The 24,231-nt window shown below is 67.6% G+C and carries 16 protein-coding genes; 13 read left to right on the top strand and 3 right to left on the bottom strand.

All coding sequences use genetic code 11. The features are described from left to right. Nucleotides 1-4 precede the first annotated feature (4 nt). The 6 genes from pqqE to I6J71_RS42775 all read left to right on the top strand — a co-directional run bounded on the left by pqqE (nt 5) and on the right by I6J71_RS42775 (nt 8,582). The gene (gene pqqE, locus I6J71_RS42800) at nt 5-1,120 is read left to right on the top strand and encodes a pyrroloquinoline quinone biosynthesis protein PqqE (protein ID WP_204097532.1); all 1,116 of its coding nucleotides are present in this window, start codon (nt 5-7) and stop codon (nt 1,118-1,120) included. Nucleotides 1,121-1,123: 3 nt separating this feature from the next. Continuing rightward, nucleotides 1,124-3,670, top strand: a complete 2,547-nt coding sequence (gene pepN, locus I6J71_RS42795; protein ID WP_204092054.1) for an aminopeptidase N — start codon at nt 1,124-1,126, stop codon at nt 3,668-3,670. 558 nt (nt 3,671-4,228) lie between these two features. Then, nucleotides 4,229-5,242, top strand: coding sequence for a LysR substrate-binding domain-containing protein (locus I6J71_RS42790; RefSeq protein ID WP_239154232.1), 1,014 nt, complete (start codon nt 4,229-4,231; stop codon nt 5,240-5,242). 93 nt (nt 5,243-5,335) lie between these two features. Beyond that, entirely contained in the window at nt 5,336-6,313 is a 978-nt protein-coding gene (locus tag I6J71_RS42785) for a class I fructose-bisphosphate aldolase (protein WP_204092053.1), read from the top strand. 178 nt (nt 6,314-6,491) lie between these two features. Further along, a complete protein-coding gene (locus I6J71_RS42780) occupies nt 6,492-7,505 on the top strand; it encodes a fructose-bisphosphatase class II family protein (protein ID WP_204092052.1) in 1,014 nt (337 codons plus the stop codon). An 18-nt stretch (nt 7,506-7,523) separates the two neighbouring features. Then, a complete protein-coding gene (locus I6J71_RS42775; protein ID WP_204092051.1) occupies nt 7,524-8,582 on the top strand; it encodes an HAD-IIA family hydrolase in 1,059 nt (352 codons plus the stop codon). A gap of 69 nt (nt 8,583-8,651) precedes the next feature. On the opposite strand, the gene I6J71_RS42770 is transcribed toward I6J71_RS42775, so the two are convergent. Beyond that, nucleotides 8,652-9,122 (bottom strand): ribose-5-phosphate isomerase, encoded by a 471-nt coding sequence (locus I6J71_RS42770; RefSeq protein ID WP_204092050.1) that lies wholly within the window; start codon nt 9,120-9,122, stop codon nt 8,652-8,654. A gap of 1,168 nt (nt 9,123-10,290) precedes the next feature. Here I6J71_RS42770 and I6J71_RS42765 point away from each other — a divergent pair. The 4 genes from I6J71_RS42765 (at nt 10,291) to I6J71_RS42750 (ending at nt 16,004) form a co-directional block, all read left to right on the top strand. Further along, entirely contained in the window at nt 10,291-10,845 is a 555-nt protein-coding gene (locus I6J71_RS42765) for a manganese efflux pump (protein WP_204092049.1), read from the top strand. A gap of 217 nt (nt 10,846-11,062) precedes the next feature. Next, nucleotides 11,063-13,300 carry a catalase/peroxidase HPI gene (gene katG / locus I6J71_RS42760; RefSeq protein ID WP_370542049.1) on the top strand — a complete coding sequence of 746 codons (2,238 nt, stop codon included), beginning with the start codon at nt 11,063-11,065 and terminating at the stop codon, nt 13,298-13,300. A 549-nt stretch (nt 13,301-13,849) separates the two neighbouring features. Beyond that, entirely contained in the window at nt 13,850-14,305 is a 456-nt protein-coding gene (locus I6J71_RS42755; protein ID WP_204092048.1) for an MSMEG_3727 family PQQ-associated protein, read from the top strand. Nucleotides 14,306-14,321: 16 nt separating this feature from the next. Then, the gene (locus I6J71_RS42750) at nt 14,322-16,004 is read left to right on the top strand and encodes a PQQ-dependent dehydrogenase, methanol/ethanol family (protein ID WP_204092047.1); all 1,683 of its coding nucleotides are present in this window, start codon (nt 14,322-14,324) and stop codon (nt 16,002-16,004) included. 866 nt (nt 16,005-16,870) lie between these two features. Here I6J71_RS42750 and I6J71_RS42745 read toward each other — a convergent pair. Continuing rightward, nucleotides 16,871-18,292 (bottom strand): DNA-binding protein, encoded by a 1,422-nt coding sequence (locus tag I6J71_RS42745; RefSeq protein ID WP_239154231.1) that lies wholly within the window; start codon nt 18,290-18,292, stop codon nt 16,871-16,873. Between the two features lie 643 nt (nt 18,293-18,935). Here I6J71_RS42745 and I6J71_RS42740 point away from each other — a divergent pair. Then, nucleotides 18,936-20,387 (top strand): LytTR family transcriptional regulator DNA-binding domain-containing protein, encoded by a 1,452-nt coding sequence (locus I6J71_RS42740; RefSeq protein ID WP_204092046.1) that lies wholly within the window; start codon nt 18,936-18,938, stop codon nt 20,385-20,387. 73 nt (nt 20,388-20,460) lie between these two features. Here I6J71_RS42740 and rpe read toward each other — a convergent pair whose 3' ends face one another. Beyond that, a complete protein-coding gene (rpe, locus tag I6J71_RS42735) occupies nt 20,461-21,141 on the bottom strand; it encodes a ribulose-phosphate 3-epimerase (RefSeq protein ID WP_204092045.1) in 681 nt (226 codons plus the stop codon). 224 nt (nt 21,142-21,365) lie between these two features. Here rpe and hxlA point away from each other — a divergent pair, with 224 nt between their 5' ends. Beyond that, nucleotides 21,366-21,995 (top strand): 3-hexulose-6-phosphate synthase, encoded by a 630-nt coding sequence (hxlA, locus tag I6J71_RS42730; protein ID WP_204092044.1) that lies wholly within the window; start codon nt 21,366-21,368, stop codon nt 21,993-21,995. Nucleotides 21,996-22,051: 56 nt separating this feature from the next. Beyond that, nucleotides 22,052-24,157: a transketolase gene (gene tkt, locus I6J71_RS42725; protein ID WP_204092043.1), complete on the top strand. Its 2,106-nt coding sequence runs from the start codon at nt 22,052-22,054 to the stop codon at nt 24,155-24,157. Nucleotides 24,158-24,231: the final 74 nt, after the last annotated feature.

The following is a 24,231-nucleotide window of genomic DNA, read 5'->3' as shown; positions in this document are numbered from 1 at the left end:
CGGGATGCCGCAGCCGTACGGCCTGCTGGCCGAAGTCACGCACCAATGCCCGTTGCACTGCATCTACTGCTCGAACCCGTTGACACTGCTGGACCGGGAGGACGAGCTCGCCACCGAAGACTGGTTGCGGGTGATCCGCGAGGCAGCCGGGCTCGGTGTCGTGCAGGTGCACTTTTCCGGCGGTGAACCCCTCGTCCGCGGTGATCTGGAGACGCTGGTCGCCGAATGCCGTGGCCTCGGCCTGTACACGAACCTGATCACCAGCGGCCTCGGGCTCACGGAGAGCCGGGCGAAATCCCTGGTTTCGGCGGGGCTCAACAGCGCCCAGCTGAGCATTCAGGGCGACGCCGCCGAGTCGACGAACCTGGTCGCGGCGAGCAGGCGGTTCGACAAAAAAGAGGCCGCCGCGCGCATCATCCGCGACGCCGGACTGCCGCTGAACATGAACGTGGTGCTGCACCGGCTGAACCTGTCTCGCCTGGACGCGATCATCGACGTCTGTGAGTCATGGGGCGCCGAGCGGCTGGAGCTCGCCAACAGCCAGTACTACGGCTGGGCTCTGCGCAACCGCGATCTGCTGATGCCGAGCAAGGCCCAGCTGGACGAGGCGGTGGCCGTTTACGAACGCCGGAAGGCCGAGCTGGGGGACCACATGGAAATCCTCTGGATCCTGCCGGACTACTACGAGCCCTACCCGAAGCCGTGCATGGGCGGCTGGGCGCAGAACGCGCTGACCGTCGCGCCCGACGGCACCGTGTACCCGTGCCCGGTGGCCGCGGAGGTCACGACGATGAACTTCTCGTCGGTTCGCGACCACGACCTCGCGTGGATCTGGTCGAATTCCGAGGCCTTCCAGGCGTTCCGGGGCACGGAGTGGATGCCCGATCCGTGCCACAGCTGCCCGCGCAAGGAGATCGATTTCGGCGGCTGCCGGTGCCAGGCGTTCGCGTTGACCGGCGATGCGGCGCGCACCGACCCGGTGTGCATGCACTCGCCCGACCACCACTTGGTGCAAGAGGCCCTCGTTCGCGCCAATGAGGAGGAGGTCGCGGCAGACGGCGAACTGCTGCGGGAGAAGCTGGTCTACCGCCGCCCGCGCGCGTCGGCGCGCCGGCTCTGACGGATGCCATTCGAAGGCCGTGTGGCCTCCGGGAGCAAGCTGACGGAGGGTGAGGCGGCAGCGCGTTCGGCCGAGATCTCCGAAGTCCAGTACGCGGTGGAACTCGACTTGACCGTGGGCGAACAGCAGTTCGCGACGACCACGGTGGTGTGCTTCCAAGCTTGTTCCGGGGCTGCGGCCGTGTTCCTGGACTTCGCGGGGACGGTCGAGTCGGTCGAGTGCAACGGGCGTGAGCTGGGGCCGGACGCGCACGACGGGACGCGCGTCCGGCTCGACGTGCGACCTGGCGGGAACACGGTTCGCGTGGCCGGTTCCGCTTCGTATTCGCGGACCGGTGAGGGGCTGCACCGGTTCCGCGACCCGCGTGACGGTCAGGTCTACGTGCACACCAAATTCGAACCCTTCGCGGCGCACACGGTGTTTGCCTGTTTCGACCAGCCCGACCTGAAGGCAACGGTGGACCTGACCGTCACCGTCGACGCCGCCTGGGTCGTGGTCGCCAACACCGACCACGAGGAGCCACTGGCGCCGGCCGGCGACGAACGTTCGACGTGGCGCTTCGGCCGCACGCCTCCGCTGCCGCCGTACTTGGTGGCCTTCGCCGCCGGCCCGTTCCGCCTGCTGCGTTCCAGCCACCGCGCAGTGCCGATGACGCTGTACGCGCGGGGCTCGCTCTTCGCGCAACTCGTCGGCGACGCACCCGAAATCTTCGACGTGATCAGCCGCGGCCTCGACTTCTACCGCCGGCTGTTCGACCTGCCGTACCCGTTCACCAAGTACGACCACGTCTTCGCGCCCGAGTACGCGTTCGGCGGGATGGAACACCCCGGCTGTGTGACGCTCAACGAACGGCTCTTGTTCGGGCATCGGGCCACTGAGGAAGCGCGGCGAAGACGCGCGGAGATCCTGCTGCACGAGATGGCGCACATGTGGTTCGGCGACTACGTGACGATGCGCTGGTGGGACGACGTGTGGCTGAACGAGTCCTTCGCGACGATGATGGCGGTCGTCGCGCAGGCCGAAGCGACGCCGTACGGGGAAGGCTGGACCGCCTTCGCCCACCACGCCCTGCCGATCGCTCGGCACGCCGACCAGTTGCCCACCAGCCACCCGATCCGGGTGCCGACCGCCGACACCGACGCCGCGAGGTCGAACCTCGGCCCGATCGTCTACCTGAGAGGCGCGGCGGTGCTCCACGACCTCGCCGAACGCGTGGGTTGGGAGTCCTTTGTGGCCGGTGTCCGGAGATTTCTGCGGGCGCACGCGTGGGGAAACGCCGGGCTCGACGATTTCGTGGCGGCGCTGCGGCAGGCCTCGAACGAAGACGTGGACCGGTGGGTGGCCGAATGGCTGCTGCGTCCTGGGGTCAACACGGTCGAGGTGGTCCGCCACGCGGGTGGTGATCGGCTGGTGCAGCGGCGCGATCCGGGTGTTCCGCCGCGCCACCTGGATCTTCGGCTTGCCGCGTTCGACGACCACGACGGCAAGCTGGTGCTGCGGCAACGCGCGCTCGTGTCGCTCAGCCCCCGCAGATGCGAGGGTGAACTCGCCGGGCTCGGCAGCCCGCGGCCGGACCTGCTGGTGCCCAACGACGATGCCGCGAGCCACGTCAAGGTCAGGCTGGACCCACGGTCCCGTCGGACTGCCTTGCGTAGTCTGTCCACACTGGACGACCCACGGGCGCGAGCCGTCGTCTGGGGAGCGTTGTGGGACGACGTGCTCGACGCGCGCTTGCCTGCGCGCAGCTACGCCTCGGCCGTGCTCACGCACGGAACGCAGGAGAGCGAGGCCGGCGTCGTGGAAGTGCTCTTGGAGCGGGCGGTGCAGGCGGAGCGGGTCTACGGTGACCCGGTCAGCAGTTGCCGGCAGCTCAAGGTCATGGCGCGCCGAGTGCGTGAGCAGTTGGCCGGCGCCGCCGCGGGCAGCGATCGCCGGCTGGTCCTCGCCCGCGCCCTCGTCGGGGTGGTCCAGGCCGGCGATCACGATCTGCTGAGCGAAATAGTGTGCGGGCGGTCCCCCTGGGCAGAACTGGACGCGGATCGAGATCTGCGGTGGCGGGCCTTGCTCCGCCTCGCGACCACTGGTGGCGACATCGACGGACTTCTAAACGTCGCGGTGGAAGCAGACCCGGGCGACAGCGGCCGCCGGAACGCCTTGATGGTAGCGGCCGCACGCCCCACCCGTGCGGCCAAAGAAGAAGCGTGGACGCGGTTGTTCAGCGACGGCTTCTCGCTCGCGGAACGGAAAGCCATCATGGCCGGGCTGCGGCAACCGGGGCAGGAGGCGGTGCTCACACCTTATGCGGACCGCTACTTGCGGGCGTTGGAGAGCATGGCGGGAGCCGCCCAGACCGAGTTCGCGGTGGCGTTCGCTCGCGCGCTCTTTCCCCGGTTCACCGACGTCGAGCACTGCGTGCTGGCGGGCACGGACGACCTGCTCGAGGCCGGGCAGCTCGCCGAAAGCGTGCTGAAGGTGGTCAGGGAGCAGCGATCCGAGCTCGTCACCATACGGGCAGCGCGCGCGTGCGACGCGGCGCACCGAACGCGCTGACCGGAAACTCGGGTGGATGGCGCAAAGCCCCGGTGCCCCATGCATCCCGGAGCCTTGCGCCGGCAGGGGGTATCGGTCACCTGCCGCGCCACAAAATGGGCAGCACGGTGACGTGAATACGCATTTTCGAAAACGAGCGGCGGCCAGGTCGCCGGGAAATTCGCCGCTCGGTCGCAAACTATCACCGATGCCCGGGAAGTGCGGCAACGTGCGGATAACGAGCGGCGGTGAATGGAGGACGAACGGTGCCCGTGGTGTCACGAAGGGCGTCTTGGCCGCCGGTCGAGAGCAGATCGGGCTCGTGAACTCGAGGCGGTTGTCATTCAGTACCGCCGTCCGATTTCGGAGATCGCCCGCAGGTGGCGCTGTGGCCGCCGTTCATGCGCGCACGGCGCGCGTTCGTGCCCAACGGATTGACCAAGCACACAGCCTCCGGGCAGTCTCATAACACACCGCGAGTCGCCGGTGTGGTCGACAGCTGCCATCCGGCACCCTTCGTAAACCGAGCATTTCGACCGCAGATCACAGTAGGGCCCAGTCTGAGCGAGAGGTGAAATCGTGGTTCTTCCGTCAAAGATGCCTCAGCTCGCCGACCTCGATTTGCTGCTGTCGGTCGAAAGCTACGGCAGCGTGGGAAAGGCGGCTCAAGCGCACAGCCTGTCGCAGCCGGCCGCCAGTATCCGGATCAGCGCGATGGAACGTCGCCTGGGTCTCCGGCTGCTGGAGCGCTCTCCTACCGGTTCGAAGCTCACCGAGGAAGGAGAAATGCTGGCGAAGTACGCCCGCAACGTCATGCAGGCCGCGCGCGAGTTGCTGGAGTTCGGCTCCGGCTCCCAGTCCGCTGATGCGAAACGGCTACGGGTCGCGGGCAGCCCGGCCATCTCCGAGCACTTGATCCCCGAATGGCTGAACCGGTCGGGGTTCTCGTTCGGCGAGGCCCGGGTGGAGGTGCAGACCGGCAGCGTCGACACGCTCCGCCAGCTGATCCGCGCGAGCCACGTCGATCTCGCGTTCATCGATGGCTGGTGCCAGGCCGGAAGCCAAGTGCAGAAGCAATTCGGCGACGACATGGTCACCCGCTACATCTGCGATGACAGGCTGGCCGTGGTGGTCGGCTCGAAGCACCCGTGGGCCAGGCGGCCCAGTGCCGTCACGGTGCACGAGCTGGCATCCGCGCAACTCGTCCTGCGCGAGCGCGGCTCGGGGCTCCGGGAGTTCACGGATGAGTTGCTGGGCACTGCCCGCGCTCCGCGAAGCTATGTCGAATTCCCGTCCAGCGCGGCGATCAAGCAAGCAGTCGCGACGAGCAAGCGGGTGACGGTGCTGAACCTCTCCACCGTGCGGTCCGAACTCGCGGAAGGCCGGCTGCATCTGGTTGCCGTCGACCAGGAGATGCCGGCAAAACCCATTTACGCGGCGTGGAGCGAGCGCCGGGACCTCCCGGAGTACGCGCGAGAGCTGGTGGAGATCGCCGCGTCGAAAGGTAGTCCGATGCCGGTTGTCGTGCCCGGGCGGAAAATCAAGAGCACCCGGCTCGTGGAGGCGAAAACCACCACAAAAAACATCGCATGACGGTCGAGGTCTCTTTGATCGACGACCTGATTGCCGAACCAGTCGCGACCAGGCCACACCGTCCGGTGTCGAGCGCAGGAGGATTAAGGTTAGATGTCAGCTCTGAATAAGATTGCGCGTACACTCGTGTCCAACAGGCGCGGCATCCTCGCTGCCGACGAGAGCATCGGAACGATGTCTTCCCGGCTGGAGAAGGTGGGGGTCGAGCCAACCGAGGAAAACCGCCGGATCTACCGTGAGTTGATCGTCACGACGCCTCGGCTCGCGGAGTCGATCAGCGGCGTCATCCTCGCGGACGAGACGTTCCACCAGAAGGTGACCAACGGCCGCACGTTCCCGGAATTCCTGGACGATCTCGGGATTCTCGCCGGGATCAAGGTCGACACCGGAGCGAAGCCGCTGGCGGGAGCCTCCGACGAAAAGATCACCGAGGGGCTCGATGGGCTGCGCGAACGAGTCGCGGACTACGTGCGCCTCGGCGCGACGTTCGCCAAGTGGCGCGCGGTGATCACGATCGGTGACAACATGCCGTCGGCCCGGGCGGTGCACGCGAACGCGCACGCGTTGGCGCGCTACGCCGGCCTCTGCCAGGAAGGTGGCCTCGTGCCCATTGTGGAGCCCGAGGTGCTGATGGACGGCACTCACTCGCTGGCGCAATGCCAGCAGGTGACGACTTCCGTGCTGGAAGTCGTTTTCGAGGAGCTCGACCTGATGCGCGTGCAGCTCGACGGCATCGTCCTCAAGCCCAACATGGTGGTCGCGGGCTCCGGCAGCACCGAACGGCCCACGGTGGAGGACGTCGCCCGGGCCACAGTGGACGCTCTGCGGGCGACTGTGCCGGCGTCCGTGCCGGGTATCGCTTTCCTTTCCGGTGGGCAAAAGCCGGAAGTGGCGACGCAGCACCTCGGGGCGATGCAGAAGCTCGACCCGCTTCCCTGGGAGCTCACCTACTCGTTCGGCCGGGCACTGGTCGGGCCGGCACTGGAGACCTGGCGCGGCGACGAGGGCAAGCGCGCCGCGGCCCAGAAGGTGCTCTCCGATCGAGCCGTCGCGAACGCGGCCGCCCGCTGAGCGTTCGAGCCGGAGGTCCGGCCGCGGTGCCGGCGGCCGGTGTCTCGATGACGAGGGCGACCGGATCGGCGACTTGGGTTGCCGGTCCGGTCGCTCTCGGCTCGGCGTTCACGGCCGCTCTCGTCGCCGGTCCTGCACCCGGTCTTGTGCCAGCACTCGTTCGAGGGGATTGAAGTCGATGACAGCTCAGGAATGGGGCACCCGCGGGGTTTCCGGCCGCAACGACGGTTCGTGCGGGCTCGATCACACCCTTGCGCTCGAACTCGTGCGGGTCACCGAGGCCGCCGCTATCGCCGCCGGCAAGTGGGTCGGACACGGCGACGAGAACAGCGGCAAGGCCGCCGCCGTCGATGCGATGCACCAGCTCATCATGTCGGTGTCGATGCGCGGCGTCGTGGTGATCGGTGAGGGTGAGAAGCGGGATACGCCCGTCTTGTTCAAGGGCGCGGACGTCGGCGACGGCGACGGGCCGGTCTGCGACGTCGGGCTCAGCGCGGGCCACGGCACCCTTTCGAAGGCCGGCGACGTGCCCTACGCGCTCGCGGCGATCGCGGTCGCCGAACGCGGCGCGATGTACGACCCGTCGCCGGTCCGGTCCATGGAGAAGCTGGCCGTCGGCCCCGAATGCGTCGACGTGGTCGACGTCACCCGCCCGGTGGCGGAGAACCTGCGAGCGGTCGCCAAGGTCAAGGACGTCCGGGTGTCGGATGTCGTCGTCGCCGTGCTCAACCGGCCCCGGCACCGGGAGCTCGTGCACGAAATCCGCGATGCGGGCGCACGGGTCCACTTGCTCGAGGGCGGCGACGTCGCGGGTGCGATCGCCGTGGCGCGTCCCGAAAGCCCGGTGGACCTCCTGCTGGGCACCGGGGGAGCGGCGGAAGGGGTCATCGCCGCGGCCGGCCTGTCCTGCCTGGGTGGGGCGTTGCAGGTCCGGCTACGGCCCGGCGACCCCGAGAAGTCCCAAGACTTAGGCGAAGTCCTCCACACCGAGGACCTGGTGCGCGGAGAGAGCGTGTTGTTCTGCGCCACCGGGGTGACCGGCAACGAGCTGCTGCGCGGTGTCCAGAACCACGCGGGCCGCACGACCACCCAGTCCATCGTGATGTGCTCGAAGCCGGACACGGTGCGGATCGTCAGGTCCGAACGCCGGCAGGCGAGGTGGCGCGAGCATCTCGGAATCGATTTCGAGTGAGCAGGGAATGGCTGAGTGATGAGTGAGATCACCACGACGTCCGTCCGGACCGAGCCGCTCATCACGCGCTACCGGGGACTGATCTGTGATCTCGACGGCGTGGTCTACCGCGGCCCCCACGCCCTTCCCGGTGCGGTGGAGACCCTGAACCGGGTGACGGCGGCCGACGTGCCGGTCGTCTTCGCGACCAACAACGCCTCCCGCCCTCCCGAGGACGTGGGCGACCACCTGCGGAGACTGGGCGTCGCGCAGCGGCGCTGGTCGGTGGTCACCAGTTCCCAGGCGGCCGCGGCGCACCTGGCGGAACGGCTGGTTCCGGGAGCGCCCGTGTGCGCGGTCGGAGGGCCGGGTGTCGCTCACGCCCTCGCCGAGGCCGGGTTGACCCCGGTCCGCGTCGCGGAGCTGGACGGCACACCGGTCGAGGCGGTCGTTCAGGGATTGGGGTTCGACATCACCTGGCGCGAGCTCGCGGCGGTCGGCTACCTCGCCGAAGCCGGAGCCACCTGGGTGGCCACGAACGTCGACCTCACGCTGCCCACGCCCTACGGGCGCGCGCCAGGCAACGGTGCGTTGGTCGCGCTGGTGCAGACCGCGACCAGCGCCTCGCCGCACGTCGTCGGCAAGCCGCAGCCCGCCTTGTTCGACCTGGCCCGCACCCGGCTCGGCACCGAGCAGCCGGACACGTTGGTGTGCGGGGACCTGCTGGGCACCGACATCGAGGGCGCCAACTCGGCCGGCCTCGACTCGCTCTTCGTCCTGAGCGGGGCCTCCCGGCTCCGGGACCTGGCGTTCGCCGAGCGGCCTGCGCGTCCGACGTACGTGGCCGCCGGCCTGAGCGGACTTCTCGCGCCTGCGCTGCCGCTGCCCCTCACTTCGCCCGAGCACCTCGTCGAACTCGCGCCGGACGCCGTACCCCGCGTGCCGAGCGACGGCGACACCGGCACACTGCTGCAGTCCGTCGTCACGACGGCGTGGGCCGCTCGCGACAGCGGCCGTGTGGTCTCCGACGACGCCGGCCGGTGGGAAGAGATCGAACGACAGCTCGGGCTCGGCCGGCCGGCCCAGGACCCGCACTAGGGCTGCCTCACCGCCATTCGTGAGTGGCTGCGCCGGTTTCCCGCCGGCGCAGCCACTCACGTCTGCCGGCTACTCTCCTGGCAGCGCGGGCGGCTCACCGGTGCGCTCGTAGTCCGACAGCAGGTCGAGCCGGCGTTGGTGGCGGCCGCCCTCGAACTCGGTGGTGAGGAACGCGTCCGCAATGCGCTCGGCCTCCTCGACCGTGTGCATCCGGGCGCCGATGCCGGCCAGCTGCGCGTTGTTGTGCTGACGGGCCAGCCTGGCCGTGTCCACGTTCCAGGTCAGCGCGGCGCGGGCGCCGGGCACCTTGTTCGCGGCGATCTGTTCTCCGTTCCCGGAACCGCCGATGACGAGACCGAGACTGCCGTCGTCGGCGACGACGCGCCGCGCCGCCTCGACGCAGAACGGCGGGTAGTCGTCGTTCGCGTCGTAAACGGCGGGGCCGACGTCGATCACCTCGTGGCCGAGTTCGGTGAGCCGCTTGACAAAGTGGTTCTTCAGTTCGAGTCCGGCGTGATCGGAGCCAAGGTAGATTCGCACGTGAGCAGTCTAATCCCGGATTCGGGAAGTGGTGGCCGGCATTCGACGGGTGGGCATTTAAATGTCTTATAGGCCGGAGGAATCGGAGGCCTGATTCATTTTTGTTGTGGCCGCCGCCGTCTGGCGCGGGAACTCCGGCGCTGGCCGATCTGGCAGTTCAAGCCGGCTGATGGCACGATCCTCGGCTCTTGCCGCGGTGGCGCGCCGAGCAGCTCGTCGAACAGCTCGTCGACGGCCACCGTGGCCTCCAGGCAAACGTGCGCAGCTGCAAGATCATCACCCCGCGCCGGCTGGCAACCGCTGGTCGGAGCGGGGTAGGCCGCGTTCGACGTTGACGTCGTCGCCGGCAAACTCGTACTCTGCCTTTGGCGCATGTCCGAGAGCGGTTCCCGACGCTGCAGCCGCCGGCGGGGGCCGGTGGGAGCGAAGCGTTCTCCGCTGTCACGCGGCACAGGTGCCCGCAGCTCGTCGTCGAGCCTCTTGTTTCCACATTCTCGCAGGTTGCCGGTGGTGCCCAGGTGGAGCCGGTTGACGCCACTCGCGCCGTCGGTGCACGTGCCTCCCCCACTCGTAGGCCCCAGGGTGCCGTTCGGCACCGGTTCCCGGCCACTGGTGCAAGGTCAGTTGCAACAACTGCGTTAAATCGAAGATGCTCTTTCATGACCGCGAAATTTCGGGCGGCAGTCCTCGAAATTGCGCGGATCACGAATGTCCGGTTTTCGCCCAGTCGCCGGGCGCAGCCAACAGCGAGGAGGAAAATATGAAGTGGGAAACTCCGGAGTACACGGTCGTCGAGGTGTGTGCTGAGGCCACGGGCTACTTCTACCGGGGCTGACAGCCGGGCTCCACGGCCCGTGCCGCTCGATTTCTCGTAGTCGCGGCAGATGGCTGAAATCTGCGGCCGGACTACGTCTGCGTTGGCGCAAGGCCCCGGGTCGAGTGAATCGATCGCGCTGGGGCCTTGCGTCACACGCTGAACAGGTATCCGCGATCATCCTTGCGGGAAGCGCAGGACTCGAACAGGGAGGTCTGCCGAGAAGCCGTGCGGCGAGTTCCCGGCCGGCAACCGCAAATACGCGCGAGTAGCGAGTCCTGACCACTCGAGAATCGACTCATCTTCAAGCCTCCCTCCCCGGTGAACCCTGGTAAATCTGTTGAGGTGGTTCAGGTGTCTCTTGAATTTCTTCCGCTGATAGCGCTCGCCTTTGGGCTCAGTCTCGACAATTTTCGCTCGTCGATCGCTATCGGAACCATTCCTTTCGGCTGGCGTCGCGCCGTGCAGGTCGCCATCGTCTTCGGAGTGTGGGACGCCGTGAGTCCGCTGCTGGGCGGGTTGATCGGGCACTTCCTGGGTGACTTCCTCGGGGACTGGGCCGACTACATCGGGGCGGCCGCGTTGGGTCTGTATGGCATCTACTTCATCGTCGGGGCGATCCGGCACCCGGAGCCGGAAGAAGAAGACCTGGACCATCCGTGGGTGACGCTCTTCGGCATGCCACTTTCGCTGAGCGTCGACAATTTCGTCGCCGGTGCCGGTCTGGGGATCGCCGGGTTTTCCCTCATCGTCCCGATGGCGACCTTCGGCATCATGACGGTGATCATGTCGTTCGCCGGGCTCTTCGTCGGGCGCATGGCCGCCAAGGTCGTTCGGATCCGCGCCGACTTGTTCTGCGGTATCTCGCTCGTCAGCGCGGCGATCCTGCTACCACTCGTCTTCGACTGATCGGCCGGCGCGGCCCGTGGCGATCCGGTCGACGGTTGATCACGCCCCCGCGCTGTGTGGTCGGTGAGTTGACCAAAGGCGGTATGCTTGACCTGAGCCGGATCCGTGAGGTCGAGCACCCGCGCCAACGGCGAATCACGCGTGCTGGTGCCGTCTCCTGGCGCACTGCGCCCAAGCGCTCGATATCTCAGGCTCGGAAACACCTGGGAGGTCACCTTTGCCCGAGAACCCCGATACCCACGTCTACCGCACCTACGACAAGGTCTTGGGCGAGATGCAGCCGGCCCGGCGGCGGAATCATCCGGCGGCGAGCGGCAACGCCAACGATTGGTGGCCGCACCGGCTCGACTTGAAGGTATTGCGCCGGCACCAGCCCGCGGACAACCCGCTGGGCGCGGACTTCGACTACGCCGAGCAATTCAAGACTCTCGACCTCGATGAAGTCGCGCGTGATATCGACGAGGTGCTGACGACGTCGCAGGACTGGTGGCCCGCCGACTTCGGTCACTACGGTCCCCTTGTGCTGCGCATGGCCTGGCACGCCGCGGGTACCTACCGCGTCTCCGACGGCCGGGGTGGCGCCAGTGCCGGAATGCAACGGTTCGCCCCGTTGAACAGCTGGCCGGACAACCGCAACCTGGACAAGGCGCGCCGGTTGCTCTGGCCGGTGAAGAAGAAGTACGGCCGCAGGATCTCCTGGGCGGACCTGATGGTCTTCGCGGGCAACCGGGCACTGGAGTCGATGGGGTTCAAGACCTTCGGGTTCGGCGGCGGTCGCGCCGACGTGTGGGAGGCCGACGAGACGTACTGGGGTCCGGAACGCAAGTGGCTGGCCGACGAACGGTACGGCGGTCTGCGCCAGCTCGACCAGCCGCTGGCGGCCACCGAGATGGGGCTGATCTACGTCGATCCGCAAGGCCCGGCCACCAACCCCGACCCGGTGCTCGCGGCCCGCGACATCCGGGAAACCTTCAAGCGGATGGGGCTGGGCGACGAGGAAACCGTGGCGCTCATCGCGGGTGGGCACACCTTCGGCAAGACCCACGGCCCGGCAGACCCGAACGTGACCAGCGGCCCCGAGCCCGAGGCGGCGCCACTCACCGCGCAGGGCCTCGGCTGGGCCGGCGGGTACGGCAGCGGCATCGGGCCGGACGTGGTCACGACCGGGCTGGAAGGGATGTGGACGCGCACGCCGGTCACGTGGGACCACACGTTCTTCGAGACGCTGTTCGAGTACAAGTGGGACGTCGAGCTCAGCCCGGCGGGCCTGTGGCAGTGGATCCCGAGCGACGGCCAGGGCGAGGGCACCGTGCCGGACCCCTTCGACCCGGACACGAAACACCACCCGGTCATGCTCACCACCGATCTGTCGTTGCAGGAGGACCCGAACTACGACTCGATCTCGCGCCGGTTCCTGGAGCACCCGGACCAGTTCGAGGACGCGTTCGCGCGGGCCTGGTTCAAGCTGACTCACCTCGACATGGGCCCGATCCAGCGCTACCTCGGGCCGCTCGTGCCGGCCGAACGGCTGATCTGGCAAGACCCGGTGCCGGAGCCGGACCACGAACTCGTGGACGCCGGCGACGTCGCCGCCCTCAAGCGCGAAATCCTCGACTCAGGCCTGACGATCGCGCAGCTCGTCGCCACGGCGTGGGCCTCGGCTTCGACGTACCGCGACAGCGACAAGCGCGGTGGGGCGAACGGGGCGCGGATCCGGCTCGAACCGCAACGCGGGTGGTCGGTCAACGAGCCCGAGCAGCTGGACGTCGTCCTGCCCGCGCTGGAAGCGATCCAGGAGCGGTTCAACGCCTCCCAACAGGGGGGCAAGCGGATCTCGATGGCCGATTTGATCGTGCTCGGCGGGTGCGCCGCGGTGGAACACGCCGCCGCGGCCGGCGGCCACGAGGTCGACGTTCCGTTCCGCCCCGGGCGCACCGACGCGACCCAGGAATGGACCGACGTCGAGTCGTTCGGCGCGTTGAAGCCCATCGCGGACGGATTCCGGAACTACCTGGGCAACGGCTTCTGGATGCCGCCGGAACACCTGCTCGTCGACCGGGCGAACCTGCTGACGTTGAGCGCGCCCGAGATGACCGTGCTGCTCGGCGGGCTGCGGGTGCTCGGAGCCAACCACAGAGGTTCCCCGGTGGGTGCGTTGACCTCGGCGCCAGGGGCGTTGACGAACGACTTCTTCGTCAACCTGCTGGACGTGGGGACGGAGTGGGCGCCCAGGCCGGGCAAGGACGTCTGGACGGCGGTCTACGAGGGCCGCGACCGGGGCACCGGCGAGGTGAAGTGGATCGCGAGCCGGGTCGACCTCATCTTCGGTTCGAACTCCGAACTGAGGGCGCTCTCGGAGGTCTACGCGAGCGAGGACGCGGGCGGGAAGTTCGTCCGGGACTTCGTCGCCGCGTGGGTGAAGGTCATGGAACTCGACCGTTTCGACCTTCGCTGATACTCGTCTTCACAATCAGCCGCGAAGACCGTGCTCGAGCCCGGTCTCCGCGGCTGATTTTTTGTTGTGCGGCTTTGGTTTCCGTGCAGAACGTCCGGTGCCCGATGGGCGGTGGCGGTCCGCACTCCGGCCACGCCAGGGGTTTCAGCAAAAACTCAGGCGTAGCAACAACATCAAGCAACTCCCACACGATCGTGTGCAAGTTGCAAGTCCGGCCCTTGGTGATATGGCGGCCGGCGCAGCTCCTGCCAGGCGCAGGATTGCACGAACGGTAGCTCTTGCCGGGGGAACGGCGGGGTCGGGCCGGTCGGTGGCGACGCATATCGGAATGGCTTGCCCGGGTGTAGAGTCAAAACTCGTTACAGGATCAACAGCGAAATATGATATCGATCAGCACCTGTAATTGTTGCGTCACGTCAAGCATGGTTGTGGGGTGGCGCTTGAGAGAGTATGCGATTCGTCGTCAACGAGCCGACGTTTTCGTGTAGGTGACGTGTTCCGCGAAATCTGTCAGAACGATCATTTTTGCTGACGAGGAGGTGATGTCCGATGACGATTGCCGAGGAACGAGAAGATCTCCTGGCCGAGCTCAGCGGACAGAACAAGGCAACCATCGGTGCCGTGCTCGGGACCGGCTCAATCGCCAAGGCGACCGAGCGTGCCGACGGGACGATGGAAGCGACCATCCGGATCCCGGAGGACGCGATGGCGTGGGACCCGGGGATCTTGATCCTGCCGCACGCCGGCATCCTCGAGCTGACGATCATCAACGACGACAAGAACACCCACGCCTGCCTGCTGCCCAGCAACGGCGACCGGCAGTTCATCGGCCTGCTGAACCACTCGAAGGGCAGCGCGACGCTCGAGCTGGACGGCCCCGGCTGCTACTGGTATGGCTCGCCGGCCGGCAACGACGAGGGCCGGGGCTTGCAGGGCGCCATCGTCGTGACCGGCGAAGTGCCGCCGGAAGCCAAGCTCGACCGACCCGCCCAGCCGCGGCCGTAGAAAGGGAAGACCCGCCATGACCCTCGAATACGTCGACGCCGGCAAGGCGTTCAACCACAGTCAGCTCTCCAACCTGCCGCACAGCGCGCCGGACGTGACCCGCGGCGTCAACTACGAGCGCATCCTCCAGGCGCGCAGCGAATCCCAGAACTGGATCACGTACTACGGCGACTACGACGGCAAGCGGCACAGCCTGCTCGACCAGATCAACGTCGACAACGTCAAGAACCTGAAGGTCGCCTGGATCCACCAGGCGAGCGCGACGGGCATGATCGCCTCCACCTCGACCTACGCCTTCGAGGCCTGCCCACTGGTCGTCGACGGCGTCATGTTCGTCACCGGTTGGGACGGCTGGCTCTGGGCGCTCGACGCCAAGACCGGCGAGCAGCTGTGGCGCTACAAGCACGCGATTCCCATCGACGTCACGCTGTGCTGTGCCAACGTAAACCGCGGCTGTGCGGTGGCCAACGGCAAGGTCTACATGGTGACCCAGAACGCTCAGCTGGTGGCACTCGACGCCACCAACGGCCGGAAGGTCTGGCAGAAGACCATCGGTGACGTGCGAGCGGGCGAGAGCGCTTCGATCGCTCCGCTGGTCATCAAGGACACCCTCATCACGGGTTCCGCTGGTGGCGAGTACGGCGTCCGCGGTCACATCGACTGCTGGGACCTGGAGACCGGCGAGCAGCGCTGGCGCACCTACACCGTGCCGAAGCCGGGCGAGCCCGGTTCGGAGACCTGGCCGGCCGATGGCGAGGCCTGGCAGCGCGGTGGCGCGAACCACTGGGTCACGGGCACGTTCGACCCGGAGCTGAACCTCTACTACGCGGGCACCGGTAACCCGGCTCCCGACTTCGACGGCGAGGTTCGTGAAGGGGACAACCTCTACACCGACAGCGTGGTCGCGCTGGACGTCGACACGGGCGAGATCAAGTGGCACTACCAGTTCACGCCGCACGACCTGTGGGACTACGACTCCACGATGGAGATGACCCTGTTCGAGCGGGACGGCAAGAAGCTGCTGGCCCACTTCGACAAGAACGGGTACATGTTCGTCATCGACCGCACCAACGGCGAGCTGCAGCACGTCACGCCGTTCGTCGACCGGATCGACTGGGGCGTCATCACCCGCGACGGCAAGGTGACCCCGCGGAAGTACCCGGACAAGGAAGGCGAGCCCTGCCACTTCTTCCCCGGCCCCGCCGGTGCGAAGGAATGGACGCACGCTTCGTACAACCCGGACCACGACCTGTTCTACGTTCCGGTGGCCGACGTGGGCGCCACTGCCACCCGGCGTCGTCGCGAGTTCAAGGAAGGCATGCCCTACTGGGGTGCCGCCGTCGAGGTCGACATCGACAACATGGCCGGGTCGGTCAGCGCGTTCGACTCCCACGGTGAAGAGAAGTGGCGTCACCGGCTCAACAACATGCCGATGGCCGCTTCGACCCTGAGCACCGCGGGGAACCTGGTGTTCGCCGGCACCCCCTCGGGTGAGTTCATGGCGCTGCACGCCGAGACCGGCGAGAAGCTCTGGAGCTTCCAGTGCGGTAGCGGTCACCACAGCAGCCCGTCGACGTGGTCGCTTGATGGCAAGCAGTACATCTCGGTGCCGGTCGGCTGGGGTGGCTGGCTCGAAGGCATCGTCCCCGGCCTGTCCGGTCAGGGTCACGGTGCCGCGCTGATCACCTTCTCCCTGTGACGGGAAAGTGCCGCTGACGTGGTACTGACGCGAAACCCGAGGTAACTTCCCGACGGTTTCCCCTACACCAGCCCGGTGGTCGAGTCGTCCCAGTGACGGCCCGGCCACCGGGCCGGTGCTGTATGTGCCGGCAGGCGAGGAGAACGGGGCACGTCGATGTTCCCCGTAGCCCCGTCGGTGGTGGGTTTTCCACCCCTTGCCCTGGTACCTTTCAGACGCACCTCGGTTTTGGGGAAGAGAGCGACGGAAACAAAAGGTGATGTGATGGACCAGTCGTCGGTGCCCCAGCAGGACAAGGGATTTGCGCGTCTGCCCTGCCTCTACTGCGGGGAGGCGTACGAGCCTGGCGATCTCGCGCGGCACACCGAACCGGTGCACTGCGGGCCCTGTATCACGTGCGTCGACAAGCCAGCGTGCTTCAGCTGCCGTCTCATGTACTGCGTTTGCGACGTGCACAAGTATCGAGGCTGAAGAGGCCTGCGGACTGCCGCGACCCGGCTGTGCTGAGCTCTCCGTCCCTTGCGGGCGAACAGGTCTCGAGAAAACTGTTGTCCCACTGGTGTTCCTGGTGCCGCCTGAGCCCGCCGGCGATCGTATCGGGGCTCAGGCGGCAATGTCGTCGTGGTGCCGGCCCGATCCTCGGTGCTCGGCAGCCCGGCTTCGGCCTCGGCGGCGAGGTGCTGGTTCGGGCCGGGCGCGCTGCCCGCGTCAGCGCCGAGGGATCTTTCGCTGCGCCGGACACAACAAAAACCGGCGCGCGCGAGGCCCTGATTGTAGCTGTCGGGTCAGGTGTTCGTCGCTGCGAGGGGCATGTGGACGAACAGTCCACAGTGGTCGAAAAGGCGGGCTACCAGTCCTGCACGTCGTCAGATCTCCAATGCCCGGCGCACCGCCGGGGTGTTCCGCCGGGAAACCGGCACCATTGTTTTCGCCTGGTCGTCCATGACCAGGAACAATTCCCCTTTGTACCGGCGTTCGACTTCCCGGATGCGGCTGAGGTTCACGACGTACTGGCGGTGCACCCGCAGGAAACCGGAGCCGCTCAGCTCGGTCTCGAGCTTGTCGAGGCCCGGCGAGGCGGATCGCAACCGTCCTTGATCGGTGGAAAGCCACACGTCGTTGCCGTCCGATTGCGCGAACGAGACTTCAGGGAGCCGCAGCAGCACCATTCGGTTGTCACGCGTCGCGACCATTCGGTGCGGCTGCGCGCCGAGCGGGCTGTCGCCACCCGTCCGAGGCAGCGGATCCCCTTCTGACACACCGAATGAGACGAGGTTGCCGATCAGGTGCCCGGACAGGAACACCGGCCGGAAGCTGATCGACGTCGGTTCATTGGCGAGCCGGGTGAAGATCTGCGTCGAGCCGACCCAGTCGGTATTGCGCGCGGCCTGTTTGGCGGCATATTTGGCGGCCCGGATGAATTCCGGCAGTTCCGGTTTCCACCGCACCGCGGGATCGGGCGCCGGCGTGGAGCCCGGGATGCCGAGGAGCACGCCCGCCGTGTCGTCGGCGAGCACCACCCGGCCCGCGGGGTCCACGGCCGCGAGCGCCGCGCTCGAGCGCGACCTGGCGTGGTTGAAGGCGGCCATCAGTTCGGCGCCGTCATCCTGGGCGCGCCGGCGCAGGATGCGCTGCGTCATCGTGGCGGCGTTGCCGAGCCAAGCTCCCGCGGCTCCGGGAAGCTCGCTGCGCCAGCACGAGATGTTGAGCACCGCGACCGGTTGCCTGGTCACCACGTCCCGTACCGCCACACCCGCGCAGGTCCAGTCGTGGAAGGCCTGGCACCAGTGCTCGGCACCGCGGATCATCACGGGGGTGTAGGACATCAGCGCGGTACCCATGCCGTTCGTCCCGGTGGCGCCCTCGGCCCAGCAGAACCACGGCGCCAGGTTGGCCTCGGCGGCGACGGTGCGCGTGGCCTGATCGCCCCATTGGGCCAGGACCCGGCCGGCGGCGTCGGTGATGGTCACGATGCCGCCGAGGCTGCTGACTTCGTGCGCCAGCGTAGCGGCGCGGAAGCCGAGTTCGGCGATCACGACGTCGTGCTCGAGCGCGTGGTCGACTTCCGCGACGGCTACCGGCGCTTCGGTGAGGTACGGGTCGACCCGGTACTGGTCTCGGCACCGCTGCCAGGAAATCGCGATCTCGGGCCGCACGCCGCTGAGGTCGTCCTCGCCCTTCACGAAGCGCTCCCAGGCCCTGTACACCGTTGCCTCGCCACCGCTGCGGGAGGTCGGGTCGAGCCGGCGTACTTGTGCCATATAAGACCGCCTTTGGTCTGTTGCCAACCCGGACGGCACCCGAGCGCTCGGGGCCGGCGCTGCGTGGTGTATCGGGGCTTGGTCGCGTCGCTTGGCCGTCGACGAAGCTAAACTCTTCCCCGATTCGAGGGCAAGCGGCGTGGGATGACTGCGGGCGAACGACCTACGAACGGTCGTGGACCGAGGATTACCGGTGCCCATCGGCCCACCAGCGGTCACCCCGCTCCGGCCCGGTGATCGTGGGCCGCGGGAAGCCAAGATCATCGGTGGTTCTGCCCGCCGGCACCCGGCGATCGCGTTGTGGATTTCCACAAAACGCCGGTCTGCACCGGTTCTGGCACGCTCACCAGGGCGAACCAGTGTAGCTCGGCGCGCCAGACCCTCTGGGGCGCATGGCTTCCAGCCTGCCTGGCTTGACCCCGGTGGCGTCGTGCTGCACCATGCTTCGGCATTTGGCGACGTGTCGCAGGAGTTGTCCGCAGTGGTCTGCTGTTTGGCCGGATTGCGCTGTTCCCGGCGTTGGCGAGCCGGACCTGTATGTCTACAGGCAAGTGGCTGAACGACGCGGACATGTCTTGAAAAGTCGCGCTGCATCGGGTTACTTTGTAACTTCTGTCACTGCCCGGTGGTCCCAGAGAACCCCGGTGCGCCCGGCGACAAGGAGGTCGCGATGACCGGGAGAGTCCCGCCGCTGGCGATCGCACCGAGCAGTCCCAGCGGACGTGATCAGGTGACGGGCGGCTCTCTGGTGGCTACCTCGTCGGCGAAGGAAGTGGCTCGCGCCTGGGAAAGCTTCGCCGCCGGCGAGGACATCGAAACGGGTGTCCGGCCCGAGATCCTGGCTTCGTGGTACCGCTGTCGCGATCGGTACGAAGTGGACCGAACGCTGGACGTCGCCCCCGGAGCGCGGGGCGACGACTCCCCGCGAATCGACAACGGCGTGATCTTCACGGCGCTCGGTGGCCTCGGTGCGCTGGCCGGCCAGGAAGTGGAACGGGATGGCGCCGTCGTCACCGTCACGGACGGCGACGGGCGCGTCCTCGGGGCCTGGGGCGACCCCTCCGCTCAGCGGCGGGCCGAGCTGCACAACCTCGCTCCGTGGTCGTCGTGGTCGGAGGACAGCACCGGCACGAACGGGATGGGCACCTCACTCGAGGTGTCCGGTCCGGTGACGGTGACGGGTCCGGAGCACTGGTGTGAGGCCTTCCACCAGTGGGCTTGCGCGGGCATTTCCATCCGTGACGTGGTGACCGGCTCGCCGGTCGCGTCGATCAACATCTCGCGGTGGAACGCGTCGCTGTCCAAGCTCGTGCCGTCCTGGCTGACGAAGGCGGTCGCGTGCGTCGAGCAGGAGATCTACCGGCGCGCCGTCTACGAGGCGGACAAAGTGATCTCCGAGTTCAACAAGAAGTGCACCCAGTCCAGCGGTCCGTTCATGGCGATGGACCGGGGAGGCAATGTAATAGCTGCGAACGAAGCAGCTGCCACCTTGCTCGGGTTGTCCGGCGAGGCTCCCATCGTCGCGGGTGCGATCGAACCGGCTGAACGCTGGATCCCGGACATCTCAGGGCTTCCCGACGTGGTGCGGTGGGCCAAGGAGCGGGCACAGGGAACCGCGCAGTGGAGCGGCTACGCGTGCCTGCCGGTGAGCCCGGGGGAGGATGCCACTCCGCTGACCATGCGGCCCGTCGTCGACGCGAACCACGTGGTGGGCATGCTCTGCGTGTTCGGGGTGCAAGAGGGAGAACCCTACGAGAGCACTTCGGAAGCCGACGTCGGCCCGCTGCCGCGGCGCGTCATCGGAATGCGCAACGATCGGCTGGTCCTGCTCGCTCCGTCCGAGATCCGCTACGCCGAGGCCGATCGGAACATCGTCTGGCTGGTCACGGAACGGGGCAGGATCCAAGCGGCGACCCGCGGCCTGGAGAACGTCGAGCGGTTGCTGACGCCCTACGGGTTCCGCCGAGTGCACCGGCGTTTTCTGGTCAACCTTCGCCGGGTGGCGGAACTGGAGCGCGGCATCAAGGGCGAACTCTTCCTGATCATGGATTCCCGCTCCCACGAATTCGTTCCCGTTTCGCGGCGCCACGCCCCGGATCTCCGGCGAATGCTCGGCGTGTGAGCGGTGCAGGCCGGTCGGATTCTTCCGAATGCTGATTCGAGGTAGAGCCCGACCGGCCTGAACGAAATCAGGATCAACTTTCGGTGCGCGCGGAAAGGGCCTCCACCCGGCTGCGCAACCCCTCCACGGCAGCTGCCGGGTCCTGGGCGGCGTAGACGGCCGAACCGGCCACGAAGCAGTCGACGCCGGCCTCGGCCGCCTGTTCGATCGTGTCGGTGTTGATCCCGCCGTCGATCTCCACGACCAGGTTCAGGTGGCCGGTGTCGACCATCCTCCGCGCCCTGCGCACCTTGTCGAGCACCTCGGCGATGAACTTCTGGCCGCCGAAACCGGGCTCCACGGACATCACCAGCAGGGTGTCGTAGTGCTTGAGCACGTCGACGTAGGGCTCCAGCGGCGTCTTCGGCTTGATCGCCAGTCCTGCCTTCGCGCCCGCGGCCCGCAGGTCCTTCGCGAGCATCACCGGGTCATTGGCGGCCTCGACGTGCACCGTGACGTTGTACGAACCCGCCTCGGCGTAATCGACCGCCCAGCGATCCGGGTTCTCGATCATCAGGTGGCAGTCCAGCGGTAGGTCGGTGGTGGCCAGCAGTGACTGCACGACCGGCAGGCCGAGGGTCAGGTTCGGCACGAAATGCGCGTCCATGACATCCACGTGCAGCCAATCTGCTCCCCGGCCCGGCTGTCCTTTCACGGCAGCCACTTCGTCGGCGAGCCGGGCGAAGTCGGCGGAGAGGATGGACGGAGCGATCATCGGCTGATTCGACACGAAACCGAGCGTAAAACAGCCGGGGGCGCTGGATGGTTATTTGTTGTGCGCATCGGGGGATTGTGTTTTTGCATGTGGTCGGGTGTTGCTGGATTTCGTGTGCGTCCGGAATTGTTGTGGGGGTTGATGGCTGGGTTGGTGTTGCCGGTGTGTGGGTGCCGCCGGCGGCCGGCCGGCGTGGTGATCGTCTCGACTTTGAGGAGTGTCTTGTGAAGTTGCAGGTGGCGTTGGATGTGCTGGATCTTCCGGCGGCGTTGACGTTGGCGAATCAGGTGGCTGAGCATGTGGACATCTTGGAGCTGGGGACGCCGTTGGTGAAGTCGGCGGGGATCAGTGCGGTGTCGGCGATCAAGGCGGCGCACCCGGACAAGCTGGTGTTCGTGGACCTCAAGACTGCTGACGCGGGTGAGCTGGAGGCGGCGTTGGCGTTTGAGGCGGGGGCGGATCTGGTCACGGTGATGGGTGCGGCTGATGATGACACTGTGCGGGGCGCGGTCGCGGCGGGGCGTAAGTACGGCAAGCAGGTTGTCGCGGACATGATCACCGTGGTGGACGGGCGGGTTGCCCGGATTCGTGAGGTGGCGAAGCTGGGGGTGTCGTTCGTGGAGATTCACGCCGGTCTGGACGAGCAGGCCCGTCCGGGTTACTCGATCAACCAGTTGCTGGAGGACGGTCGTGAGGCCGGGGTGCCGTTCTCGATCGCCGGTGGGGTCAAGATCGACACCATCGCTTCGGTGCGCGACGCGGGCGCGACCGTGGCCGTGGCCGGTGGCGCGATCTACAACGCCGGCGACCCGGGCGCCGCCGCCAGGGAACTCAAAAAACGCGCCACCGCCTGACAAAACCATTCTCGGCCGGAATTCGCAAAAAACGAAACCCTCAGGAGTGCGCGCCCATGGCAGCAAACGAATCACCTGACGAGGTTGTTCGCTTGACCACCAAGCGGCTCCCCGACGACTGGACCGAGTTGGACCAGCGCGCGGTCGACACCGCCCGCGTGCTGGCCGCCGACGCGGTAGAGCACTGCGGGAGCGGACACCCCGGCACGGCCATGAGTCTGGCGCCCGTCGCCTACGCGCTCTTCCAGCGGGTCATGCGGCACGACCCCGGCGACGCGCAGTGGCTCGGACGGGACCGGTTCGTGCTCTCCGCCGGGCATTCGAGCCTCACGCTGTACATCCAGCTGTTCCTGTCCGGGTACGGGCTGGAGCTGGACGACCTGAAGTCCTTGCGCAAGTGGGATTCCCTGACCCCGGGCCACCCCGAGTACGGGCACACCAAGGGCGTGGAGACCACCACGGGCCCGCTCGGCCAGGGCCTGGCCAACGCGGTCGGGATGGCGATGGCCGCCCGCCGCGAGCGAGGACTGCTCGACCCGGACGCCGAGCAGGGCAAGAGCGTGTTCGACCACCACGTCTACGTGATCGCCTCGGACGGCGACATCGAGGAGGGCGTCACCTCCGAGGCGTCGTCGCTGGCCGGAACCCAGCAGCTCGGCAACCTCACGGTGATCTACGACAGCAACGAGATCTCCATCGAGGACGACACCCGCATCGCCCTGTCCGAGGACACCGCCAAGCGTTACGAAGCCTATGGCTGGCACGTCATCACCGTCCACGGCGGCGAGGACGTGGCCGGGTTCCTGGACGCGATCGAGCAGGCCAAGGCCGAGACAGCGCGCCCGACCCTGATCGTGCTGCGCACCGTGATCGGGTACCCGGCGCCGAACAAGATGAACACCGGCAAGGTGCACGGTGCCGCGCTGGGCGCCGAGGAGCTGGCCGCGGTCAAGAGCGCCGTCGGCTTGGATCCGGCGCGGAGTTTCCAGGTAGACGACGAGGTCCTGCGCCACACCCGCGAGGTGGCCGGACGGGGCAGGGCCGACCACGAGAAGTGGCAGCTCGAGTTCGACGCCTGGGCACAGGCCAACCCGGAGCGCAAGGCGCTGCTGGACCGCATCAGCAAGCGCTCGCTGCCGGCCGGCTGGGCGGTCGACCTGCCCACCTGGGAGCCGGACGCCAAGGGCGTCGCGACCCGCAAGGCGTCGGCCGCGGTACTGGCCAAGCTCGGCGAGGTGCTGCCCGAGCTCTGGGGCGGGTCGGCGGACCTGGCCGAGAGCAACAACACCACGATCAAGGGTGCGGACTCCTTCGGCCCGGTCGAGATCTCCACCAACGCGTGGCAGGCCAATCCCTACGGCCGGACGCTGCACTTCGGCATCCGCGAGCACGCGATGGGTTCGATCCTCAACGGCATCTTGCTGCACGGCGGGACCCGCCCGTACGGCGGCACCTTCCTCATCTTCAGCGACTACATGCGCCCGGCGGTGCGCCTGGCCGCGCTGATGAAGCTGCCGGCCATCTACGTGTGGACGCACGACTCGATCGGGCTCGGCGAGGACGGGCCGACGCACCAGCCCGTGGAGCAGCTGGCGTCACTGCGCGCCATCCCCGGCATGTCGATGGTGCGCCCGGCCGACGCGAACGAGACGGCGTACGCCTGGAAAGCCGTGCTGGAGGACACCGAGGGCCCGGCCGGGCTGGCACTGAGCCGGCAGGACCTGCCGACGCTGGAGGGCACGTCCGCCGAGGGTGTGGCCGCCGGCGGCTACGTGCTCGCCGAGGCGTCTTCGGGCACCCCGGAGGTCGTGCTCGTCGGCACCGGTTCAGAGGTCCAGCTGGCCGTGGCGGCCAGGCAGGTCCTCGAAGCCGAAGGGGTAGCCACCCGGGTGGTGTCGATGCCGTGCGTGGAGTGGTTCGACCGGCAGGAGCAGTCGTACCGGGACCGGGTGCTGCCTCCTTCGGTGCGCGCGCGGGTGATCGTCGAAGCGGGTATTTCGCAGCCGTGGCACCGGTTCGCCGGCGACGCGGGCGAGATCGTGTCGCTGGAGCACTTCGGTGCCTCGGCCGACTTCAAGACCCTCTTCAGGGAGTTCGGCATCACCACCGAAGCCGTGGTCGAAGCGGCCCGGCGCAGCGTGCAGGCGGCGCGCTCGAAGTGATGTCCAACCGCAAGCGGATCAGCCCGGAACCCGCGGACAGGAGCTGACCGACCGCTTGCCCCAGGCGGCCCCGG

Source organism: Amycolatopsis sp. FDAARGOS 1241, from assembly GCF_016889705.1.
Taxonomy (GTDB): Bacteria; Actinomycetota; Actinomycetes; order Mycobacteriales; family Pseudonocardiaceae; genus Amycolatopsis.
This window is presented reverse-complemented; position numbering and strand designations above follow the sequence as displayed.